Below are 19,751 nucleotides of genomic sequence, written 5' to 3'. Positions count from 1 at the left end.
GTTCGGTTATCGAACCTTGTTCGATACAATAGAACGGCGTTCGATAAGATGCAAGGGAGGAGGATTCATGACTGTTCCCGAGCACGACCGCCCGCAGCGACGAGCAGGTCGCCGCCGCGCTTCCCATTCGATGGACACGGTGATCGGAGAGGCCGTAGCACTGCTCGACGAGTCGGGCGAGTCCGCGCTGACCTTCCGCGCGCTCGCGGCACGCCTGGGCGGCGGCGTCGCAAGCATCTACTGGTACGTCTCGAGCAAGGAGGAACTGCTCGACCGGGCCGCCGACCACGTGCTCGGCGAGGTGCTCATCCGGACCAATGACTTCGACGACACCGACGATCCGATCGCCGACCTCCGGGCGGTGGCAGTCGCGCTGTTCGACACCGTGGTCGACCGGCCCTGGCTGGGTGGATACCTGATGCGCGACACCGGCACCCAGCCCAACGGACTGCAGATGTACGAGCGGCTCGGCCGTCATGTGATGCGGCTGGGCCTCAGTCCGCGAGAGACCTTCCACGGTGTCTCGGCCGTTCTCGGATTCGTCATCGGAACGGCCACCGACCTCGGACAGCAGCCGCCTGCGGCCGTGCTCGACGGCACGATGAGCCGCTCGGAGTACATCGAGCACTTCGCCGACCAGTGGCGATCCCTCGACCCCGATCGGTATCCGTTCATCCACTACACCGTCGACGAGTTCGCCGTGCACGACGACGCCGAGCAGTTCCGCGCCGGCCTCGACCTGCTGCTGTCCGGACTCCGGTTGCAGGCGGACGGTCGCTGAGACGGTCTGGCGCAGAGACTGTCGGGCGCCAAAGCTGCCCGGATACGACGAAACCCCTCGGCCGGGATTCCGGCCGAGGGGTTCCGTGCGGGTATCGGCTAGCTGTAGTCGTAGAAGCCGCGGCCACTCTTGCGGCCGAGACGGCCCGCGTCGACCATGCGGCGCAGCAGTGCCGGCGGCGCGAAGTGCGGCTCGGCGAACTCCGCGTACAGCGACTCGGCGGCGGCCAGGCAGATGTCGAGGCCGACGGTGTCGCAGAGGGTCAACGGGCCCATCGGGTAACCGCACCCGCCCTTCATCGCGGCGTCGATGTCCTCGGCGCTGGCGTAGCCCGAGTCGTACATCCGGATCGCCTGGCACAGGTACGGGATCAGCAGCGCGTTGACGATGAAGCCCGAGCGGTCGCCGGCCTGCACGGTGGTCTTGCCGAGCACGTTATTGGCGTAGTCGGTGACCGCGGCGGCGGTCTCCGGCGCGGTGGTGAGCGCGGAGATGATCTCCACCAGCGGCATCACCGGGACCGGGTTGAAGAAGTGGACGCCGACGACGCGCTCGGGACGGCTGGTGGCGGCGGCGATCTTGATGATCGGGATCGACGAGGTGTTGGTGGCGAGGATGGCCTCCGGCTTCACCACGGCGTCGAGCTTGGCGAAGATGTCGTGCTTGATCGACTCGACCTCGGGTGCCGCTTCGATGACCAGTTCGCGGTCGGCGAACTCGTCGACGTCGAGGGTCACCTTCACGCGTGCGATGGCCGCGTCGGCGTCCTCCTGCGAGATCTTGCCCTTGGCGACACCGCGCCCGATCGACTTCGCGATGCGCTCCGCCGCCGCATCGGCGAACTCCTGCTTCGTCTCGAGCACCAGCACGTCGCTGCCGGCCTTCGCGCACACCTCAGCGATGCCAGCTCCCATGGTTCCGCCGCCGATAACGCCGATGAGATTCACAAGTACTCCAAACCGCAGGGCCGCCGCGACGACGGCCGGAACAATACTGTCGACGCACAGCGTAGTTGCCTGCCGCGACGGGACGAGCAGGGGTCCGGATCGGCCTCACTTGCTCATCAGGCGCCGGATGTCGTCGCGGCCGCTCACCACGGTTACCCGGCCGCCCTCGCCGGGGTCGGGATCGGGCAACACGCGGTCGGGATCGATCAGGTAGACGTCGTGGCCGTCGAGAGTCAGTCGGCGGACCGCCTCCAGGATCATGCGGCGTCCCACGTCGCCGACCGAACTGACCCGCATGAGGTTGATCGCGACCCGCTTGCGCGTCGGCGGCGCGTCCGCCAACTCCCGGACGATGCGTTCGGCGCCGGCGAACCGGATCTCCCCCTGCAGCGACACCACCTCGACACCCGACGGTCCGTGACCGAACTCGCGGCGACTGCGCACCACCGACGGGCCCGCGGGCGGCACCTCCATCAGGTGCATTCCCATATCGGATGTGAAGCGCCGGAACAGATCGACGCCGCGCACGCTGTTGCCGTGCCGGTCGAGCCGAGGAGAGAAGGTCGCGATGCCGGCCTGACCGGGAAGTGCGCCGATCAGACCACCCGAGACGCCGCTCTTCGCCGGGATCCCGACGCGGGTCATCCAGTCGCCTGCGCCGTCGTACATTCCGCACGTGGCCATGACGCTCAACGTCTGGCGCACCACCGCGGCCGGCACCACCGGCGCACCCGTCACCGGATTGACGCCCCTGTTGGCCAGCGTCGCCGCCATCATCGCCAGATCCTCGACGGTGACCAACAACGAACACTGCCGCGTGTATCCGGCGACGGCCACCAGCGGCCCCTCATCGATGATCTCGTTGGCGCGCAACATGTTCGCCAGCGCCCGGTTGCGGTAGGCGCATGAGATCTCCGACTCGTACACCCGCTGGTCCACACGCAGGCGACGTCCGGCGAAGGCACTGAGCCCGTCCACGATCCGCTCGTTGCGCGCTTCCGGCGTCGCGCCCGGCGGTCCGACGAGAGTGTGCACGGTGATGGCGCCGGCGTTGATCATCGGGTTCAGCGGGCGGCCGGTGCCGGGTTCGAGCGAGAGTTCGTTGAAGGCGTCGCCGGTAGGCTCCACTCCCACTTTCGCGAGGACCTCGTCGAATCCCCGATCGGCCAGGGCGAGCGCGTACACGAACGGTTTGGAGATGGACTGAATGCTGAACTCGACGTCGGCGTCGCCCTGCGAGTAGCGGCGGCCGTCCTCGGTGCAGAACGACACGGCCAGCCGGTCGGGGTCGGCGTCGGCCAGTTCGGGGATGTAGTCGGCTGTGGCGCCGGACTGGTCGAACTCGACAGAACCGAGAGCTTCGGCGAGATAGTCGGGAATCGGAGAGCGCACATGCGCAGCGTACGTCGACGCGGCGGTCAGCGCCGCCGCACGGCGTAACGGCTGCTCAACTCCGCGATCCGCTGCGCGCGATGTTCGGGCCTCATGCGGCCGGCGCGCTCCAGGACCGTGATTCCGTGCAGCGCACCCCAGAAGACCTCGGTGGCCGCGCCGCCCTCGTCGTCGCCGATCGTCTCCGCCAGCACCTCGAATCCCGCCCGCAGGTCCGCCGGCGAGTCGGCACTGGCGAACTCGGCGTCGATGGCCTGCTGAAACATCGCTTCGTAGACCGCGGGATGGTCACGGCTGAACTTCAGATAGGCCTCGGCCACGGGTTCGACCGCGCCGCGGTCGCCGCCCTCGTCGAGAGCGGTACGGCACCGCCGGGTCAGCTCGACGAAGCCCTCGAGCGCCACTGCCAGCATGATCTCCGCCTTCCCGCCCGGGAAGTGACCGTAGAGCACTGGCTGGGTGTAGCCGATCGCGTCGGCGAGGTGCCGCGTGGTGACAGCCGCCCAACCGTCGGCGTCGGCTCTCTCGCGGGCCGCGTCCAGGATCGCGCGGCGCCGCTGTTCGTACCGTTCCTGACGCGACATCCGCTCAGCCATATCCGCTCCGCCTATTGCTCTCCGGCCCGACGAGGCCTACCCTAGCATTACTAGAAATTCTAGTGTCGCTAGATTTTGGAGTCGGCATGTCCCCTGTACTCGCAGTTCTCGCCACCATCGTCATCGGCGTCATGGTCGGGGTCGAATTCTCCGTCGCCTTCGTCATCAACCCGATCACGCTCGCCCTGCCCGCCGACGCCTCGATGGCCGCCCGCGCGCACGGCGCCCGCATGCTCGGACGAGTGATGCCGTTCTGGTACTTCGGATCGCTCATCCTCGCCGCCGCTCTCGCGGCCGCCTCCTGGGGTACGTCGGCGGCGGCACTCGCGCTGACCGCGGCCGTGCTGCTCGCACTGAGCGTGATCCTGTCGATCACGCTTCTCGTTCCCATCAACAACCGCTCCGCGGGCTGGACCCCGGACAACCACCCCGACGACTGGCGGGAGCAGACCCGCCGCTGGGACAGCTTCCACTACGTCAGGCTCGCGGTCATCGTCGCGGCGTTCGTCTTGGTCGCCGTCGCGGCGACCGTCGGTTGAGGAGCGATCACTCACCGTCCAGTTGGAGAGCGACACGCCTCCTCGGCGAGACGGAAGCGCAGCGGTTGCCTCGTCACCGTCTCGATCACCTGACGACGGATCTTCTTCCGGGTCGAACGAACCTGTTCGATCTCGTTCGTCGGCTGAGTCTGGTCGGCCACCATCCGATGGAGGTGGTGACTGCGCGCATTATGTGGCAGTCCCGCCCGCTCGGCCCGAGTCTTCGATTCGAGGGCGTGCGCTCGATCAGCGAGGGATCGCAGGCGTCATGAGGACAAACATCGCGTACTCGCTGGTGACAGATCGACTTCAGAGTCCGGTGCGGCAGTTGATATCGGGTCAGATTGATACTTGACCTGAATCCTGAACCGCTCATCTGGTCGCGGCTCCGAAAACGGCCCGGTCAGGCCCTCGTGCGAGTAGTCGGCGTAGGTCACGCTCTCGACGCCCTGAGGTCGCTGCGGGCCCTGAGCGGTGCGCGTGCCGACGCCTACCTCGCGGATCTTGCGAGCGGGTCGGCGGGAGCTGACTTGACCCGCCGAGCAATCGGCGCGTCCGTTCGTCATCGGTCAGGGTTGGCGGGCGGCGGTTAACGTCTCGATGTGCCGCCGGTCTGCCGGGTCGTGGCCGTCAGCCTCAAAAATTCGGATCGCCAGCGGCCACTGGACCTGGTCCGGGTCGACTTTCCACCACAGCTGTGTCATAGAGAACTTGGTCGAGGCCGAGTTGCTGCCGCCGATCCATACTGTTTCGCCCGCGAGTTCAGTCGACGCCGACACCTCGTAGCGAACGCCGCGAACGTCCGTTTTCGCGTAGATGCTGAAGCCCAACCCGAGGGGAGTGATGGTGATAGGCGACACCCATGCACGGACCCCTGGTAGCTCGCTGGCAATTTCGACTGCCTCAGTCCCGCTCAACATTGAATCACCCACGGCTCACGACACTATCCGCCGCCGGCCGCTGCCATGGGGCAGTACGTAGAACAGCCGTTAGTGCGTCCTAACCGTGTCCTGCGGCGGCAGGCCACGCGCCGACGCCCGAGGACGTGCAAGTCCCGGTAGATGAGACTCCGAGCGACGCGAAAGCCACCCGCGCACAATGTCTTTCAAACTGGCGTGTGGGGATCAGGGATTCGAGTCCCCTTAGCTCCACAAGATCGGAGGGCGACTACACTGCCATCCCGGACCGGCGATCCGTCCGGCCTCGCAAAGGCGGTGACCCGACTTCTCGACCACGCCGAGGCAGAGGGGCCCGCGTTGCGTGCCGTCGAGGGTAGATCGTCGGTCCTGTTCGGTAGTCTCCAGTCGTCGTCTGACACGGCCACAGCGATCGAATGACCATCGCCGCCCACGGCGGGTGTCCGACGACCGGCACCAGGCCGCCGAGATATCTTCCAAGGCCGTAGGCGATAGCTAGGCAATCCGGCGGGGTAGGCAACGACCCCACCAACGACGAAACCCACTCTGACCGAGGTCAGAGCGGGTTTCCTACGGTGGAGCTAAGGGGACTCGAACCCCTGACCCCCACACTGCCAGTGTGGTGCGCTACCAGCTGCGCCATAGCCCCGTGTTCACTTGTGCGCACCGGATCGTTTGCCTCTCCGAGTGCGCTAGCTAAGTTACCGCACGCGCATCACCCGGCCAAATCGGCTGGTCGGCGGCACTTGCCGGCCGACGCTACCCGGTGGGCTTCTGGCCCGCGATGATCTTGTCAAGCCATGCGGTGCCGTCCATGATGTTCTCCACCTGCTTGCCGGCCAGCAAGACAGTCGGGGTGGCGACCTGCCCCTCGGTGGAGTTGCTCAGCTGTTGCTTCGACGCGTCCGACATCGCCCGCGCCTCGTCGACCAGTCGTCCGGAGGCGATGCAGTCGCGCGTCGCCGCACCGGCGCCGTCGGCGGCGGCGAGGTCGGCGATCTGCTGATTCGTCAGGTCGTCTCCCGACTTCTCGAACAGCTGCGAGTGCAGCTTCCAGAAGACGTCGCGGCCGTCGTTGTGCGCGACGCACAGGACCGCACCGGCCGACCGCGAGGAGTAGTCGCCCGACCCGGAATCCTTGTCGAGGAAGTTCAGCATGTGATAGCGCACGCGAATCCTGCCGTCGACGACGGCCTGCTGGATCGCGGCGCCCGACTGCTGCTCGAACTTCTTGCAGTGCTCGCAGTGGAAGTCCTCGAACACGTCGATGGTCTCCGGAGCCGTCTTCTCTCCGACGATGAACGAGGCGTTCTCGGCGAGGACCTTGTCGTCGACCGGCGGATACGTCTTGTGCGTCATCCAGATGAAGCCGCCGATCACCAGCGCTGCGACCACCAGCAGTCCGATCCCGATGAACAGATACGACGACGGGCCGGCGGACTGCGGCTGGTAGTCGGGGTTCTCGCGGGGCTTGTCACCGTTCGTCACGATGTCGACCTTAGCGGGACCCGTCCAGGATCAGCCGAGCACCGAATCGACCAGCGACTGCGCCTCCGACTGCACCTCGGCGAGATGGTCGGCGCCGCGGAACGACTCCGCGTAGATCTTGTACACGTCCTCGGTCCCCGACGGACGCGCCGCGAACCAGGAGTTCTCCGTGGTCACCTTGAGTCCCCCGATCGGCGCGCCGTTGCCAGGCGCCTCGGTGAGGATCGCGGTGATCGGCTCGCCGGCCAGGGCGTCGGCGTGCACCTGGTCCGCCGACAGCGCCGCCAGCCGCGCCTTCTGCTCTCGATCGGCCGGCGCATCGATGCGCGCGTAAGCGGACTCACCGTACTCCTCGGCCAGTTCGCGGTACCGCTCCGATGGAGTGCGCCCGGTGACGGCCAGGATCTCGCAGGCGAGCAGATCCATGATGATGCCGTCCTTGTCCGTCGACCACGGGCGGGCGGCCACCGTCAGAAACGAGGCGCCGGCACTCTCCTCACCGCCGAACGCGATGGTGCCGTCGAGCAGACCGTCGACGAAGTACTTGAATCCGACAGGCACCTCGACGAGTGTGCGACCCAGACCCGCGGCCACCCGATCGATCAGGGACGACGAGACGAGGGTCTTGCCCACGGCCGCCGCCTCGCTCCACTCCTCACGGTGAGTGAACAGGTAGTCGATCGCCACCGCCAGGTAGTGGTTCGGGTTCATCAGCCCGGCGTCGGCGGTGACGATGCCGTGCCGGTCGGCGTCCGCGTCGTTGCCGGTGGCGATGTCGTACGACTCTCGCGCCGCGATCAGCGAGGCCATCGCATTGGGCGAGCTGCAGTCCATCCGGATCTTTCCGTCGGTGTCGAGCGTCATGAAACCGAACGCCGGGTCGGTCTTCGGGTTCACCACGGTCATCGAGTCGAGACGGTAGTAGTCCTTGATCTCGCCCCAGTAGGCCACCGATGCCCCACCGAGTGGGTCGGCGCCGATCCGGACGTCGGCGGCGCGGATCGCGTCCATGTCGACCACCTCGTCAAGCGCCGTGACGTACTCGCCCAGGAAGGGGTAGTCGATCACCCGCTCCGACCGCCGCGCTCGCTCGAAGGGCACCCGCCGGACGCCCGACAGCCCGTCCGCCAGCAGTTCGTTCGCCCGGGCCGCGATCGCCGAGGTGATGTCGGTGTCGGCCGGTCCGCCGCTGGGCGGGTTGTACTTGAATCCGCCGTCGGCGGGCGGGTTGTGCGACGGCGTGACGACGATCCCGTCGGCCACCGCCCCGAGTTCCTCCGAGTTGAACCGCAGGATGGCGCGCGACACCGCGGGCGTCGGCGTGAACTCGTCACCGTCGGCGGTGAACACGGTGACCTCGTTGCCGACGAGCACCTCCAGCGCCGACCGCCACGCGGGCATCGACAGCGCGTGCGTGTCGAAGCCGATGAACACCGGCCCCGTGACACCCGCCTTCCGCCGGTGTTCGACGATGGCCTGCGTCATCGCCAGCACGTGCGCCTCGTTGAACGCGCCGTCCAGACTCGATCCGCGATGCCCGGACGTGCCGAAGACCACTCGCTGGTCGGGGTTCGCGGGATCGGGGGTGATGTCGTAGTAGGCGCGTTCGACGGCTGCCACGTCGATGAGGTCGTCTGCGGTCGCGGGCGTTCCTGCTCTCGGGTGTGCCATGCCGTCGATTCTGCCACCGGTTTCTCCGGATAGTCTGGGCGAATGCTGCAGTTGGCGAACATGCTGTTGACACCGGTGCGCGCCGCCGTCCGCGATCCGGAACTGGCCGTTCTCGTGCTCCCCGGCGGAACCGATTTCAGCTACCGGCCCTTCTCCCGAGTTCAGGGCTCGGCTCTGCGGATGTACCCGTTCACCGCGTCGATCCAGATGCGCTTCGGCACGCGGGTCCGCGTCCGTCAGGTGCAGTACCGGGTCTACGGCTGGAATGGCGGACAGGCCAGCCCGATGCCCCACGCCCGGGCCGCTCTCGACCGTCTCGCGGCCGACTACCCGGGCGTCCCGATCGCCGTCATCGGCCATTCGATGGGCGGCCGGATCGCCGCGCAGTTGGGCGACGACGAGCGGGTCACCGACATCCTCGCCCTCGCGCCGTGGTGGCAGTTCGCCGACTGGCGGCAGATCCAGCCCGGCGCACGGGTTCGCGCCGTGCACGGCGAGGCCGACACCGTCACGCGGGCCCGGCGCACCGCGAAAGGCATCGCCGAGCTCGCGGCCCGCGGACTCGACGCCGAATACCTCGCGGTGCCGGACGGCGGCCATCCGATGCTCGACCACATCGGGCTCTGGCAGGGCAGCGCCCTGCGGTTCGTCGCCGACGCACTGGCCGCCGACCGTCGCTCGGTCGCGGGCACGACGGCGTAACGTCGGAATCACCACCGGCGAAAGGACACCCACGTGACCGTCTCCATCGCCCGCGTCTACGACGACCCCGACGACCACCGCGTCTTCGTCGACCGACTGTGGCCGCGCGGAGTGCACAAGGACGACCCTCGCATCGGCCGCTGGCTCAAAGAGGTGGCCCCGTCGAACGATCTGCGCAAGTGGTATCACGCGCACCCCGACGAGTACGACGCGTTCTCCGCACGCTATCGAGCGGAATTGGACGAGCCGGGACCGCAGGCCGACGCGCTCGCCGAACTGGTGCGCCTCGGAACCGACGGCGACCTGGAGCTCGCGACGGCCACCAAGGACCCGTCCACCAGTCACGTCCCGACGATCGTCGCGGCGCTCGCCGACCACGGCGTCCGCTGAGCGAGCGCTGGCCCGCCGAGTCGGCCCGGATCGTCAGTTCGTCAGCATCCCACCGTCCACGGGCAGCGTGAGACCCGAGATGTAACTGCTGGCGTCCGACGCGAGGAAGACCAGCGCGGAGTCGAGTTCCCCCGGATTCCCGATCCGGCCGAACAGCGTGCGCGGAACCACGTACTCGTCCAGGACGCCCTCGGCGAACTCGCCGGTCATCTCCGACTCGAAGTAGCCCGGCGCCAGCGCGTTCACCCGGATGCCCTTGCGGGGAGTCCACTGTTGCGCGAGGTCCCGGGTGAGACCGATGACCGCGGACTTGCTGGCCGAGTACGCGGCCTGCGGCATCAGAACCGAGGTGAGTCCCAGCACGCTCGCGAGGTTGACGATCGAACTGCCCGGCCGCATCACCCGGGCACACGCCTGGGCCATCCAGTACGAGCCGTTGACGTTGATCTCCATCACCCGGCGGAAGTCCTCGGGCTTCTCGCGCAGCGCCGGCGCGGACCAGCCGACGCCGGCATTGTTGACGAGCACATCGACGCGCCCGAACTCGGCCATCGCCGCGTCGACCGCGGCGGTGCACTGCTCGGGGTCGGAGACGTCGGTGGTGACGGCGAGCGCACGCCGTCCCATGCCCTCGATCGCGGCCCCGGTGTCGGCGAGGCGGTCCGCGCGCCGCGCGGCCAGGACCACGTCGGCGCCGACGTCGGCGAGCGCCTTCGCGAAGCCTACGCCGAGTCCGCTGGACGCGCCGGTCACGAGGGCGACCCTGCCGTCGAGACGGAAGGTGTCGAGGATTGTCGACATGGCTGTGATCTCCTTGCTCTCAGGTGATTTCGTTCGGGTCGTCGGATAGCAGCCCGACGCCGAGAATGGCGGCACAGGCCTGCGACGCCTTCGCCGCGTCCGGCTCGCGACCGGTGATGAGGTTGGTGTAGACGAACGTCTCGGTGATGCGGACGAGGATGAGTGCCAGATCGTCGATCGGCAGCGGCGAGGACATCTCCCCCGCATCGATCTCCGCCTGCACCAGTTCGCGGATCTTGCCGACGATGCGCGGCTGGACGCCACCGGCGTGCGTGGTCATCAGTCGGAGCGCCCGCTCGGGCTCACGTCGCAGAAACGTTCCGAAATGCACCGAGCCGTTGACGATGGCGGCGAACTCCCCCATCGTTCTCGCGATCTTCTCCGCTCCGCGGCCAGGTGCTCGCCGCGCGGCGGCGGCGATCGTCGGCTCGGTGATCGACCAGATGACCTCGGCCAACAAGCCGTCGCGCCCACCCCATCGACGGTAGAGTGTGGTCCGGTTCACACCCACCGTCTGAGCCAGTTCCCCGACCTCGATCCCGCCGTCCGCGATGAAGACCTCACGCGCCGCGTCGAGGACGACCTCCGGATCGATCACCGTCAATCTCCCGCCTCTGCATCATTCGAACGAAATGATGCATAATTTGACTGTAGTTCGGGGAACAATCGATCACGAGAGTGAACCGATTCACATCATCGACATTCCGGTGGCACTGCGCGTGCGAACAGCGTGAAGGAGACAGCACATGGTCCAGACGACGATGCAGCACGGAGATCTGTTGATCTCGGGGTTGGTCGAGTACAGCCGTCGAGTGTTCCCCGAGGCGAAGGTGATCACCTGGACCGGAGAGGGCACCCGTGAGGCCTCGTTCGCCGACATCGGCGACCAGGGCGCACAGATCGCCAACGCGCTGACCAAGCTGGGCGTCGCCAGGGGCGATCGGGTCGCGACCTTCATGTGGAACAACACCGAGCATCAGGCGCTGTACGCGGGCGTGCCGTCGATGGGCGCCGTTCTGCACACCCTGAACCTGCGACTCTCGCCCGAGCAGGCCGTATTCATCATCAATCACGCCGACGACAAGGTGATCTTCGTCGACGCGTCCGTCGCGCCGATGCTGTCGCAGTATCTGACCGGCACACCCAATGTGAAGCACGTCGTCGTGGCGAACGGCCCCGTCGAGTCGCTGACCGCACCCGAAGGCGTCACCGTGCACGCCTACGACGATTTGATCGCCGGCGAGCCGACGACCTACGACTGGCCGAAGCTCGACGAAACCGACGCCGCCGTCATGTGTTACACCTCGGGTACCACCGGCGACCCGAAGGGAGTCGTCTACTCGCACCGCAGCATCTACCTGCATTCGCTCCTCGGGACGTCGACGAGCGGCATGGGTCTGTCGAATCACGACACGATGCTCGCGATCGTCCCGATGTTCCACGTCATGTCGTGGGGGCTGCCGTACGCGGCGATGATGGCCGGCGCGACCCTGGTGATGCCCGACCGCTTCCTGCAGCCGGAGCCGCTGCTGGCGATGATGGCCGAGACCCGCCCGACGCTCGCCGCCGCGGTGCCGACCATCTGGCAGGGTGTGTCGGCACTGCTCGATGCGAAGCCGCAGGACATCACCCACCTGCGCGAGGTGGTCGTCGGCGGTGCGGCGGTCCCGCCGTCGATGATCACCAAGTTCGACGGTTACGGCGTCAAGATCGTGCACGCCTGGGGCATGACCGAGACCTCCCCGCTGGGGACCATCTCCCGGCCCCCGGCCGGCGTCGAGGACGAGGACGCCGCCTTCGCCTATCGGGTCACCCAGGGCCGCTTCCCCGCTCCGGTCGCCGCACGGATCGTCGGCGACGACGGCCAGGAGCAGCCCTGGGACGGCGAGGCTCGCGGTGAACTGGAGGTGTCCGGCCCGTGGATCACCGGCTCGTACTACCAGCCCGACGGCAACGTCGCCGATCCGTCGAAGTTCGACGACGGCTGGCTGCGCACCGGCGACGTCGCGACCATCACACCCGACGGGTACATGACGATCGTCGACCGCGCCAAGGACATCATCAAGACCGGAGGCGAGTGGATCTCGTCGGTGGAACTGGAGAACGTGATCGCGTCGAATCCGGCGGTCGTGGAAGCGACCGTCATCGGCGTCCCGGACGCCAAGTGGGACGAGCGGCCGTTCGTGCTCGCGGTGGTCCGCGATGAGGCGGACGCCGACGTGGAGGCGCACCGTAAGTTCCTCGAGGACCGCATCCCGCGCTGGCAGATCCCCGAGCGGTGGTCGTTCGTCACCGAGGTGCCCAAGACCTCGGTCGGCAAGTTCGACAAGAAGCGCGTCCGTCAGCACTACGCCGACGGCGACTACACGGTGCTCGGCGAACCCGACGCGTAGACGCCGCCCGCAGGCCACCCGCTCTCGAAGGCCCGACCGTCCACGCGACGGTCGGGCCTTCGAGTGCGCGGCGACCTCCGTCTAGACTCGCCTGAGTGAGCCGCAGGAAGAAGCTGGCGTTGGCGGCGCTCGGCACGATCGCAGCGCTCGTCCTCGGCGGTACCGTGTGGATCCTGGTGGCGGGCGATTTCGCGATCCACGAGGAACGGGTCACGATCGAAGGTCCCCGCGGCGAACTGCACGCGGTGCTCGCGACGCCTGTCAACAGCGAGGGACCGCACGGGCTCGTGGTGTTCGTCCACGGTGACGGGCCGGCGAACGCCAGTCGCGACGACACCTACAAGCCGCTCTGGGACGCGTACGCGAAGGCCGGATTCGCAACGCTGTCGTGGGACAAACCGGGGGTCGGCGGCGCGCCCGGAGACTGGCTCGACCAATCGATGCACGACCGTGAGACGGAGGTCGAGGCCGCTGTCTCGTGGGCCTACACGCGCCCCGACATCGATACCACCCGCATCGGCGTCTGGGGCGACGGACAGGCCGGATGGGTGGTGCCCGAGGTGCTCGCGGCGCGCAATGACGTGCGATTCGCCGTCCTGGTGGGGCCGGCGGTCAACTGGCTCCGGCAGCACGAGTTCGCGCTGCGGTCCGACTTGTCCGCACACGGCGCCCCGGCTCCGGAGGCGTCGGCGGAACTGGCACGCCGGGCCCAGCGGGTGCGCCTGTTGGAAGAGGGTGCCGGGTACGCCGCGTACCGGCGTTCCGGGATCGATCCGGAGCCGATGACCCCCGCGCAGTGGGGCTTCGCCGAACGCAACCTCCGGTCGGATGCGACGGCGTCCCTGCCGGGCATCGCAGTTCCGCTCCTATTGGTGCTCGGGGGCGACGACCGCACCGTCGACGTGGACGAGACCGAGTCCGTCTACCGCCGCACCGTCCGGCCGGATCTGCTGACCGTGAAGCGGTTCGACGACGCCACTCACAGCATCACGCGGGAGGGAATCGAGTACCGAGACGATTTCCGTGTCGCGGCACGCACCAGGTTCGCGCCGTCTTCGGTGTACGCACCGGGCTATTTGGACGCGCTGCGCGTCTTCGCGAAACGGCATTCGCAATGACCACGTAAAGTGGGGATGTAAGCCTCGAATCCCCTTAGAAAGGCGAGATACCTATGGACGCAGCACTGTGGACGGCAATCGTTGAGCATCCTCACGTGTTCGAGCTTCTGAAGACCGTCTTCTCCGGCGTTCAGTAAGCGCCCCTCCGATTCGACGAAGTGCCCCGCCCACGGCGGGGCACTTCGCTTCTCCGGGTCAGGGCAGATCCGCTTTCGCCGCCCGCAGGAACTCGCCGCTCACCTGCACCGCGGGCGCCGAGCTGTCACCGCCGACGACGAGGGTCGCGAAGGCGAGGTCGCCGTCGATGCCGGCGAACCAGCCGTGCGAGTGGGTGTTGTCGCCGTACTCGGCCGTCCCCGTCTTGCCTCCGAGCCCCGGAATGTCGCGCAAGGCGGTCGCCGTGCCGGAACTGACGGTTTCGCGCATCATCGTCCGGAGTGCGGCGGCCGCCGACGCCGAGATCTCCGACGGCCGCGCACTCTCCCCGGTGGCGCGTCCCTGGATCAACGTGGGCGTGACGGTGTGACGCGCGGCGAGGCTCGCTTCCGCGAGCGCCATGCCGAACGGCGAGGCGGTGACCGTGCCCTGCCCGATCCCGTTCTCGACCTTCGCCGCAGTGGTCTTCGCTGCGGGGACCGCGCCTGTCACGGTGGTGAGCCCGGGGATCGTGTAGTCGACGCCGAGCCCGAGCGAGCGCGCGGTGTCGGTGAGCGCGGTATCGGACAACTCGGCCGACAGCGCCGCCATCGTCGTATTGCACGAGCGCGAGAACGCGGTGTGCAGCGGCACGGCACCGAGATCGAACTCGTTCTCGTTCGGAATGACGCGATCGCCGATCCGCTTCTTTCCGGGACACGGCAGTATCGCATCGGGCTTCGTGACGCCGGCATCGAGTGCGGCCAGCGTGGTGACCGTCTTGAACGTGGAGCCCGGCGGGTACAGACCGCTCAACGCCACCGGCCCCTGCCGGTCGGCTCCCTCGTTCTGCGCCACCGCCAGGATCCCTCCGGTCGACGGCCGGATCGCGACCAGCATCGTCGGGCGACGCGAAGTGGCGACCGCGGCATTCGCCGCACGCTGGAGGGCGACGTCGAGAGTGGTCTCCACCCGCTCGGGAGTCCGGCCGTCGAATGTCTTCACGCGCCCGATCGGGTTCCCCTCGGCGTCGGCGATCGCCACGGTGGCGCCGGCCGCCGCGTCGATCGATTTCCGCCACTGCTCCTCGAGGCCGGCGACCGCGGGAGAGCGCAGGTCCTTCGAAGCGGTGAGCAGGCGTCCCTCCTTGCGGACTGTGACGCCGGGAATGGAAGCGAGGTCCCCGGCCTTTTTCGCGTCCGCGGCGCGCAGTGTCACGATCGTGGTCGGTTCCTTCTTTCCTTTGACGTCTGCGCGAACGGATGCTGCGGTGACCGTCGGCGCCACCGGCCGCAGTCGCGCGGCGAGTGCCTCCGCAGACCCGGACCGATCCGGGGCGAGCGAGACCACCGTGACCTCCTGCCAGGTGAGGAGGTCGCGACCGGACCGGTCGACGACCGGGACGTCGTAGGTCTTGTCATCGCTGTAGAGCAGACGAGCGCCGGGCTTGAGGTCTCGATGAATCAGCTGCGGCGTCCAGCGGACTTTGCCGCCCGTCTCCGCGACCGATGTGGAGTAGTCGACGGTCCGGCCGTGCGGCAGCGACCACGACCAGTTCAGTTCGTCGTCGTCCTCGCCGCCGACACTCACGTGGACCTTGGCCTCGCCCATCCCGTCGAAGCTGGCTGTGAACGCCTTCTCGGCCGACGCCGGATCGTCGGTCACCGAGGCGGCGGCGGTCATGTCGCGGCTGTTCAGCGCGTCCGCCAGCCGCTGAGCCGGCGACGGGTCACTTCCGCACGCTGTGGCGAGCGCGACGAGCAGGATGAGGACGACGCCCACGGCGATTCTGCGCATCTCTCCAGTCAACCGAGACACGGCCCGGCAGAGCAACTCACGAGCAGCCACCGGCACTGTCTTCTCGACCACACCGTCGCCGACCTGCAAGAACACGACGTCCCCGTCAGGCGGATCCTCCGCCGGTCGAGTCCGCTCCTCGTCCGACCGGTGCCGCGGCCCCAGTCCGATTCCCATACCCGCCGAGCTGTGTACCGAGACCGCGAACAGCCGCGGCGGTCAGTATCAGGGCGAATACCGACAGCGACGAGAGTTGCACTGCGCCTGCGGCCCCAGTCCGGTGGTAGAGAGCCCACAGGACCAGTACACCTCCGACGACCGGCGCCGCGACCGCGATCACGCCGACGAGCAGACGGCGACTGAGCACGGCCTGCACCACTCCCGCAGCCACCGTGACTGCCAGTGCGATCAGCGAGATCAGCATCAGCGCATTCGGTGCGGCGGTGTCGACGTTCCTCGTCGCGATCGCATCGGTGAGCGGCGTGTACGCGGTCCATCCACCGCCGACCCGCAGGGAAGCCGACGAAATCGCGCGATGTCCCCGCGACCGGCTCTCCCATCTCTCCCACGAGACGAGCGACGACGAATACCCACCAGCTCGCGGTCCCGATCCACTTCGTGATCTGCATCAACGCAGCCTAGCGATCTGCCGGATATGAGCTGCCGGATATGAGTAAGGCCCCCGGTCGGTGACGACCGGGGGCCTTACCTCGTGGAGCCGCCGGGAATTGAACCCGGGTCCTCCGTCACTTCAGTGGGGCTTCTCCGTGTGCAGTCCGCTGTGTCTCTACTCGGATCTCCCGGTCTCGCGAACAAGCCGGGATGACGATCCCAGTCGCTGTTGGATGTCCTGCCGACGCCCGCGACCGGCGGCGACAGTGAGTTCCCTAGCTGATGCCGGCATCCGGTTCCGGGAACTTAGAACCGGGCCGACAGACTAGCCTCGCTGATCAGGCAGCGAGAGCGTAGTCGCGCTGATTGGAATCGGCGCTTAATTGGTTGCTGCGACGCTTACGGTGGTCTCTAGCCTGCACCGACACGCTTCCCCCACCTCGATGCACGTAGTCGAAACCGATCGGCCCCGAGGGGGTGCCCTCCAGATTTTGGCGGACACCTAATCATAACCAACGGAGACGACAGAATCATCCCGGTATTCGTCGCGACGTCATTCGGGTCGCTCAGCCGATCCGCAGCAGTGCCGCGTCGCCCGCTCCTACCCGAATGGTGAGTTCCCCGTCCTCGGCCTTGATGCGGCGTCCGGACCAGACCTCACGCGCCGGAACCACGTCGTCGCCGGCCAGGCCGAGATCGGCGATCGGGATCGACATGTCGCGGCCGACGGGTCCGGTGTTGGTGAACGACACCAGCAGTCCCCGCTCCCCGATCGCCCGCGAGTACGTCTCGGGATCGCCGTTCACCTCGGCGCCCGGTGCCGCACGGCGATCGCGGACCAACTCACCGATCTCCGGGTTCCGGAGCATCTCGACCGTGCCACGGGGCACGGCGGGCAGGTCTCCGGTCACCACCAGGGGCTCGGCCCTCATCACCCGCCGCGTCACCTCCGTCCGGAGCCCGGACGGAGTAGCGGACGCGGCGTCGACGGCCGTGCGTCGCTGCGCGGACGGGAGCGGATGCACGTGCAGTCCGAGCGAGGCCAGATCGGCGCGAACGCCCGAGTCGGCGTCGATCCGGGCGCGGTCCTCGTCATTGCAATCGATGAACAACTCGCGGAACCCCACGTCGCGTAGACCGCTGCGCACCACAGCGTCGGCTTGAGCCCGCACCCGATCGGGCGCGCACGAATGGTCGGCGACGAGCCAGCCCACCTCGGGAACCGCTTGCGCCTGCGGTGCCCGGTCGGCGCAGCCCGCGGCCGTGAGCGCCGCGACCACAAGCGTCAGCGCGATGCCGGAGAGTCTGCGCGGAACCGCCAACCGCTACATTCCCTTGACGCGCCGGCCGAGAGTCCGCTCCACCTCGCGTTTGGCGGTCCGCTCGGCGATGTCGCGGCGCTTGTCGTGCGCCTGCTTGCCCTTGGCGAGCGCCAGCTCCACCTTTGCGTAACCGTCGGAGAAGTACATCGACAGCGGGACCAGCGTCAGATTTCCGTCGCGCAGCTTGCCGATGAGCCCGTCGATCTCACGGCGGTGCATCAGCAATTTGCGCTTGCGCCGGGGGGCGTGGTTGGTCCAGGTGCCGCTGCCGTATTCGGCGATGTGCACGGCGTTGAGCCATACCTCGCCGTCGTCGATCGTCGCGAAGGCGTCGACCAGTGACGCCTTGCCCTCGCGCAGCGCCTTGACCTCGGTCCCCTGGAGAACCATCCCCGCCTCGAAGGTCTCGAGAATCGTGTAGTTGTGCCGAGCCTTCCGGTTCGTCGCGATCACCGACTTACCCTTATCCCTGGGCACGGCAGACCTCCGAATTCTTCATGTAGTCGTCATTCACGGACATAGACGCGCAAGGTGCCGTACGCGGTGACGCCGGCGAGCACGATGCCCGACAACAGCAGCCACGGCGACACGAACCACACGTCCGCCGACGTGATGCGCGCCAGGATGTTCACACCGTAGAGGTCTTCGAGCGCTTTGTCGAAGAAGAATATCTTCGCCAGGAACAGCCCGCCGATGGCGAGCAGCGCTCCGACCACCGCGGCGATCACCGCCTCCAGCAGGAAGGGCAGCTGGGTGTACCACCTGGTGGCGCCGACCAACCGCATGATCGACACCTCCGTCCGTCTCGTATAGGCCGCGATCTGCACGGTGTTGACGATCAGCAGGATCGCGGCGACGGCCAGGACCGCGGCGATGGCGAAGGCCGCGTTGCGCGCCCCGTCGAGCACGCTGAAGATACGTTTGACCAGGTCACGTTGATCGAGGACTCCGTCGACGCCTTCGGCCCGCGAGTACTTGTCGAGCACCGCGCCGAAGCGGTCGGGATCGGCCATCCGCACGCGCAGCGCTCCCTGGTACGCCTCCTTGCGGATGAAGTCGGCCAGCTCGGGCGAGTCCTTCTCCCACGACTCCTTGGCCGTCTTGTACGCCTGCTCCTGGCTGATGAACGTCACCGACGCCACTCCCGGCTCCGACTCCAGGTCGGTGCGCAGTGTGGTGCACGGAGCCTCGAGGCAGTTCGGATCCTTCGCGGTGACCGCGTCGTTGATGAAGAACTGCATCTCGACGCGGTCGAGGAAGATCTTCTGGCTCTTGTTGGCCATCTGGATCACGAGCAGACCGCCGCCGAGCATGCCGAGGGTGATCGCCGTGGTGAGCACCATCGCGACGGTCATGGTGATGTTGCGGCGGAAGCCGTTGAAGACCTCGCCGAAGATGAAGTTCAAGCGCATGTGATGCCTTTGGTTTCCCGCCTGTGGAAGGTCAAGTGTCAGCCGATGCCGTAGACGCCGTGCTCGTCGTTGCGCACCAGGGTCCCGTTGTCGAACTCCACCACGCGGCGCCGCATCGCGTCGACGATGTGGCGGTCGTGAGTGGCCATGACGACGGTGGTGCCGCCGCGATTGACACGGTCGAGAACCTCGACGATCTCCTCGCTGGTCTCCGGGTCGAGGTTTCCGGTGGGCTCGTCGGCCAGGAGCAGGGCCGGACGATTGACGATGGCTCGCGCGATCGCCACCCGTTGCATCTCACCACCGGACAGCTCGTGCGGCATCCGGTCCGACTTGCCCGACAGACCCACGTACTCCAGGGTCTCGGGCACCGCCTCCCGGATCGTGGACGCGGGCTTGCCGATCACTTCGAGCGCGAAGGCCACGTTGTCGGCCACCGTCTTCTGCTGCAGCAGGCGGAAGTCCTGAAAGACGCAGCCGATGGACTGACGGAGCTTCGGGACCTCCCGGCTGCGGAGCTTGTTCACGTGGAAATCCCCCACGTACACGTCGCCGGACGTCGGCTTGTCCTCCTTGAGCAGCAGCCGGAAGAAGGTCGACTTACCGGAACCCGACGGACCGATCAGGAAGGCGAATTCCCCCTTCTCGACCTCCAGCGACAGATCGTCCAGCGCGGGGCGAGAAGACGCTGCGTACTGCATCGTCACATTCGTCAGCTTGATCACGGTAGCCAAGTGT

Annotated in this window: 20 protein-coding genes, 1 tRNA gene and 1 other RNA gene; 6 read left to right on the top strand and 16 right to left on the bottom strand. The window is 67.5% G+C overall.

All coding sequences use genetic code 11. The features are described from left to right. Positions 1-67: 67 nt before the first annotated feature. Positions 68-781, top strand: coding sequence for a TetR/AcrR family transcriptional regulator (locus ACE11G_RS04650; RefSeq protein ID WP_278124571.1), 714 nt, complete (start codon positions 68-70; stop codon positions 779-781). 98 nt (positions 782-879) lie between these two features. Here the strand turns inward: ACE11G_RS04650 and ACE11G_RS04645 are convergent, their stop codons facing one another. From ACE11G_RS04645 to ACE11G_RS04635, 3 genes are all read right to left on the bottom strand, one after another. After that, positions 880-1,728, bottom strand: coding sequence for a 3-hydroxybutyryl-CoA dehydrogenase (locus ACE11G_RS04645; RefSeq protein WP_278124573.1), 849 nt, complete (start codon positions 1,726-1,728; stop codon positions 880-882). Positions 1,729-1,833: 105 nt separating this feature from the next. Then, positions 1,834-3,120, bottom strand: a complete 1,287-nt coding sequence (locus ACE11G_RS04640; protein WP_006898275.1) for a glutaminase — start codon at positions 3,118-3,120, stop codon at positions 1,834-1,836. A 26-nt stretch (positions 3,121-3,146) separates the two neighbouring features. Continuing rightward, complete coding sequence (locus tag ACE11G_RS04635; protein WP_278124575.1) at positions 3,147-3,716, bottom strand: TetR/AcrR family transcriptional regulator; 570 nt, start codon at positions 3,714-3,716, stop codon at positions 3,147-3,149. A gap of 86 nt (positions 3,717-3,802) precedes the next feature. Between ACE11G_RS04635 and ACE11G_RS04630 the strand changes: the two genes are divergently transcribed. Beyond that, positions 3,803-4,255 (top strand): anthrone oxygenase family protein, encoded by a 453-nt coding sequence (locus ACE11G_RS04630; protein ID WP_278124578.1) that lies wholly within the window; start codon positions 3,803-3,805, stop codon positions 4,253-4,255. Positions 4,256-4,824: 569 nt separating this feature from the next. On the opposite strand, the gene ACE11G_RS04625 is transcribed toward ACE11G_RS04630, so the two are convergent. The 4 genes from ACE11G_RS04625 to pgm form a co-directional block, all read right to left on the bottom strand. Beyond that, entirely contained in the window at positions 4,825-5,187 is a 363-nt protein-coding gene (locus ACE11G_RS04625; protein WP_278124580.1) for a hypothetical protein, read from the bottom strand. Positions 5,188-5,748: 561 nt separating this feature from the next. Continuing rightward, a tRNA-Ala gene (locus ACE11G_RS04620) sits at positions 5,749-5,821 on the bottom strand. Positions 5,822-5,931: 110 nt separating this feature from the next. Then, the gene (locus ACE11G_RS04615) at positions 5,932-6,660 is read right to left on the bottom strand and encodes a thioredoxin domain-containing protein (RefSeq protein WP_278124582.1); all 729 of its coding nucleotides are present in this window, start codon (positions 6,658-6,660) and stop codon (positions 5,932-5,934) included. Positions 6,661-6,690: 30 nt separating this feature from the next. Continuing rightward, positions 6,691-8,331, bottom strand: a complete 1,641-nt coding sequence (gene pgm, locus ACE11G_RS04610; RefSeq protein WP_278124584.1) for a phosphoglucomutase (alpha-D-glucose-1,6-bisphosphate-dependent) — start codon at positions 8,329-8,331, stop codon at positions 6,691-6,693. Positions 8,332-8,373: 42 nt separating this feature from the next. Between pgm and ACE11G_RS04605 the strand changes: the two genes are divergently transcribed. Then, complete coding sequence (locus tag ACE11G_RS04605) at positions 8,374-9,033, top strand: alpha/beta hydrolase (RefSeq protein WP_278124586.1); 660 nt, start codon at positions 8,374-8,376, stop codon at positions 9,031-9,033. A 33-nt stretch (positions 9,034-9,066) separates the two neighbouring features. Then, positions 9,067-9,423 carry a DUF488 domain-containing protein gene (locus tag ACE11G_RS04600; protein ID WP_006898299.1) on the top strand — a complete coding sequence of 119 codons (357 nt, stop codon included), beginning with the start codon at positions 9,067-9,069 and terminating at the stop codon, positions 9,421-9,423. Between the two features lie 33 nt (positions 9,424-9,456). Here the strand turns inward: ACE11G_RS04600 and ACE11G_RS04595 are convergent, their stop codons facing one another. Both ACE11G_RS04595 and ACE11G_RS04590 read right to left on the bottom strand, forming a co-directional pair. After that, the gene (locus ACE11G_RS04595) at positions 9,457-10,224 is read right to left on the bottom strand and encodes an SDR family NAD(P)-dependent oxidoreductase (RefSeq protein ID WP_278124590.1); all 768 of its coding nucleotides are present in this window, start codon (positions 10,222-10,224) and stop codon (positions 9,457-9,459) included. 19 nt (positions 10,225-10,243) lie between these two features. Beyond that, positions 10,244-10,822: a QsdR family transcriptional regulator gene (locus ACE11G_RS04590; RefSeq protein ID WP_006898296.1), complete on the bottom strand. Its 579-nt coding sequence runs from the start codon at positions 10,820-10,822 to the stop codon at positions 10,244-10,246. A gap of 148 nt (positions 10,823-10,970) precedes the next feature. On the opposite strand from ACE11G_RS04590, the gene ACE11G_RS04585 reads away from it, so the two are divergent. Further along, positions 10,971-12,617, top strand: a complete 1,647-nt coding sequence (locus ACE11G_RS04585) for a long-chain fatty acid--CoA ligase (RefSeq protein WP_006898295.1) — start codon at positions 10,971-10,973, stop codon at positions 12,615-12,617. 95 nt (positions 12,618-12,712) lie between these two features. Further along, entirely contained in the window at positions 12,713-13,735 is a 1,023-nt protein-coding gene (locus ACE11G_RS04580; protein WP_101841539.1) for a S9 family peptidase, read from the top strand. Between the two features lie 195 nt (positions 13,736-13,930). Here the strand turns inward: ACE11G_RS04580 and ACE11G_RS04575 are convergent, their stop codons facing one another. The 7 genes from ACE11G_RS04575 to ftsE form a co-directional block, all read right to left on the bottom strand. After that, positions 13,931-15,667, bottom strand: a complete 1,737-nt coding sequence (locus tag ACE11G_RS04575) for a penicillin-binding transpeptidase domain-containing protein (protein WP_375003826.1) — start codon at positions 15,665-15,667, stop codon at positions 13,931-13,933. 106 nt (positions 15,668-15,773) lie between these two features. Then, on the bottom strand, positions 15,774-16,091 hold the full coding sequence (locus ACE11G_RS04570) for a hypothetical protein (RefSeq protein WP_375003824.1): 318 nt from the start codon (positions 16,089-16,091) through the stop codon (positions 15,774-15,776). 286 nt (positions 16,092-16,377) lie between these two features. Further along, positions 16,378-16,750: a transfer-messenger RNA gene (gene ssrA, locus ACE11G_RS04565) on the bottom strand. Positions 16,751-16,845: 95 nt separating this feature from the next. Next, positions 16,846-17,601: a hypothetical protein gene (locus ACE11G_RS04560; protein WP_375003822.1), complete on the bottom strand. Its 756-nt coding sequence runs from the start codon at positions 17,599-17,601 to the stop codon at positions 16,846-16,848. A 3-nt stretch (positions 17,602-17,604) separates the two neighbouring features. Then, on the bottom strand, positions 17,605-18,078 hold the full coding sequence (gene smpB / locus ACE11G_RS04555; protein ID WP_006898290.1) for an SsrA-binding protein SmpB: 474 nt from the start codon (positions 18,076-18,078) through the stop codon (positions 17,605-17,607). A 29-nt stretch (positions 18,079-18,107) separates the two neighbouring features. After that, on the bottom strand, positions 18,108-19,013 hold the full coding sequence (gene ftsX, locus ACE11G_RS04550) for a permease-like cell division protein FtsX (protein ID WP_006898289.1): 906 nt from the start codon (positions 19,011-19,013) through the stop codon (positions 18,108-18,110). A gap of 38 nt (positions 19,014-19,051) precedes the next feature. Then, entirely contained in the window at positions 19,052-19,738 is a 687-nt protein-coding gene (ftsE, locus tag ACE11G_RS04545; RefSeq protein WP_006898288.1) for a cell division ATP-binding protein FtsE, read from the bottom strand. Positions 19,739-19,751: the final 13 nt, after the last annotated feature.

It is taken from the genome of Gordonia sp. PS3 (assembly GCF_041950545.1).
Taxonomy (GTDB): Bacteria; Actinomycetota; Actinomycetes; order Mycobacteriales; family Mycobacteriaceae; genus Gordonia; species Gordonia sihwensis.
This window is presented reverse-complemented; position numbering and strand designations above follow the sequence as displayed.

What these genes read in the sequence shown, in the direction of transcription:
- pgm (WP_278124584.1), bottom strand. Translation starts at nt 8,331, where the DNA reads ATGGCACACCCGAGAGCAGGAACGCCCGCGACCGCAGACGACCTCATC.
- ACE11G_RS04585 (WP_006898295.1), top strand. Translation starts at nt 10,971, where the DNA reads ATGGTCCAGACGACGATGCAGCACGGAGATCTGTTGATCTCGGGGTTG.
- ftsX (WP_006898289.1), bottom strand. Translation starts at nt 19,013, where the DNA reads ATGCGCTTGAACTTCATCTTCGGCGAGGTCTTCAACGGCTTCCGCCGC.
- ACE11G_RS04635 (WP_278124575.1), bottom strand. Translation starts at nt 3,716, where the DNA reads ATGGCTGAGCGGATGTCGCGTCAGGAACGGTACGAACAGCGGCGCCGC.
- ACE11G_RS04630 (WP_278124578.1), top strand. Translation starts at nt 3,803, where the DNA reads ATGTCCCCTGTACTCGCAGTTCTCGCCACCATCGTCATCGGCGTCATG.
- ACE11G_RS04570 (WP_375003824.1), bottom strand. Translation starts at nt 16,091, where the DNA reads ATGCTGATCTCGCTGATCGCACTGGCAGTCACGGTGGCTGCGGGAGTG.
- ACE11G_RS04575 (WP_375003826.1), bottom strand. Translation starts at nt 15,667, where the DNA reads ATGCGCAGAATCGCCGTGGGCGTCGTCCTCATCCTGCTCGTCGCGCTC.
- ACE11G_RS04605 (WP_278124586.1), top strand. Translation starts at nt 8,374, where the DNA reads ATGCTGCAGTTGGCGAACATGCTGTTGACACCGGTGCGCGCCGCCGTC.
- ACE11G_RS04595 (WP_278124590.1), bottom strand. Translation starts at nt 10,224, where the DNA reads ATGTCGACAATCCTCGACACCTTCCGTCTCGACGGCAGGGTCGCCCTC.
- ACE11G_RS04650 (WP_278124571.1), top strand. Translation starts at nt 68, where the DNA reads ATGACTGTTCCCGAGCACGACCGCCCGCAGCGACGAGCAGGTCGCCGC.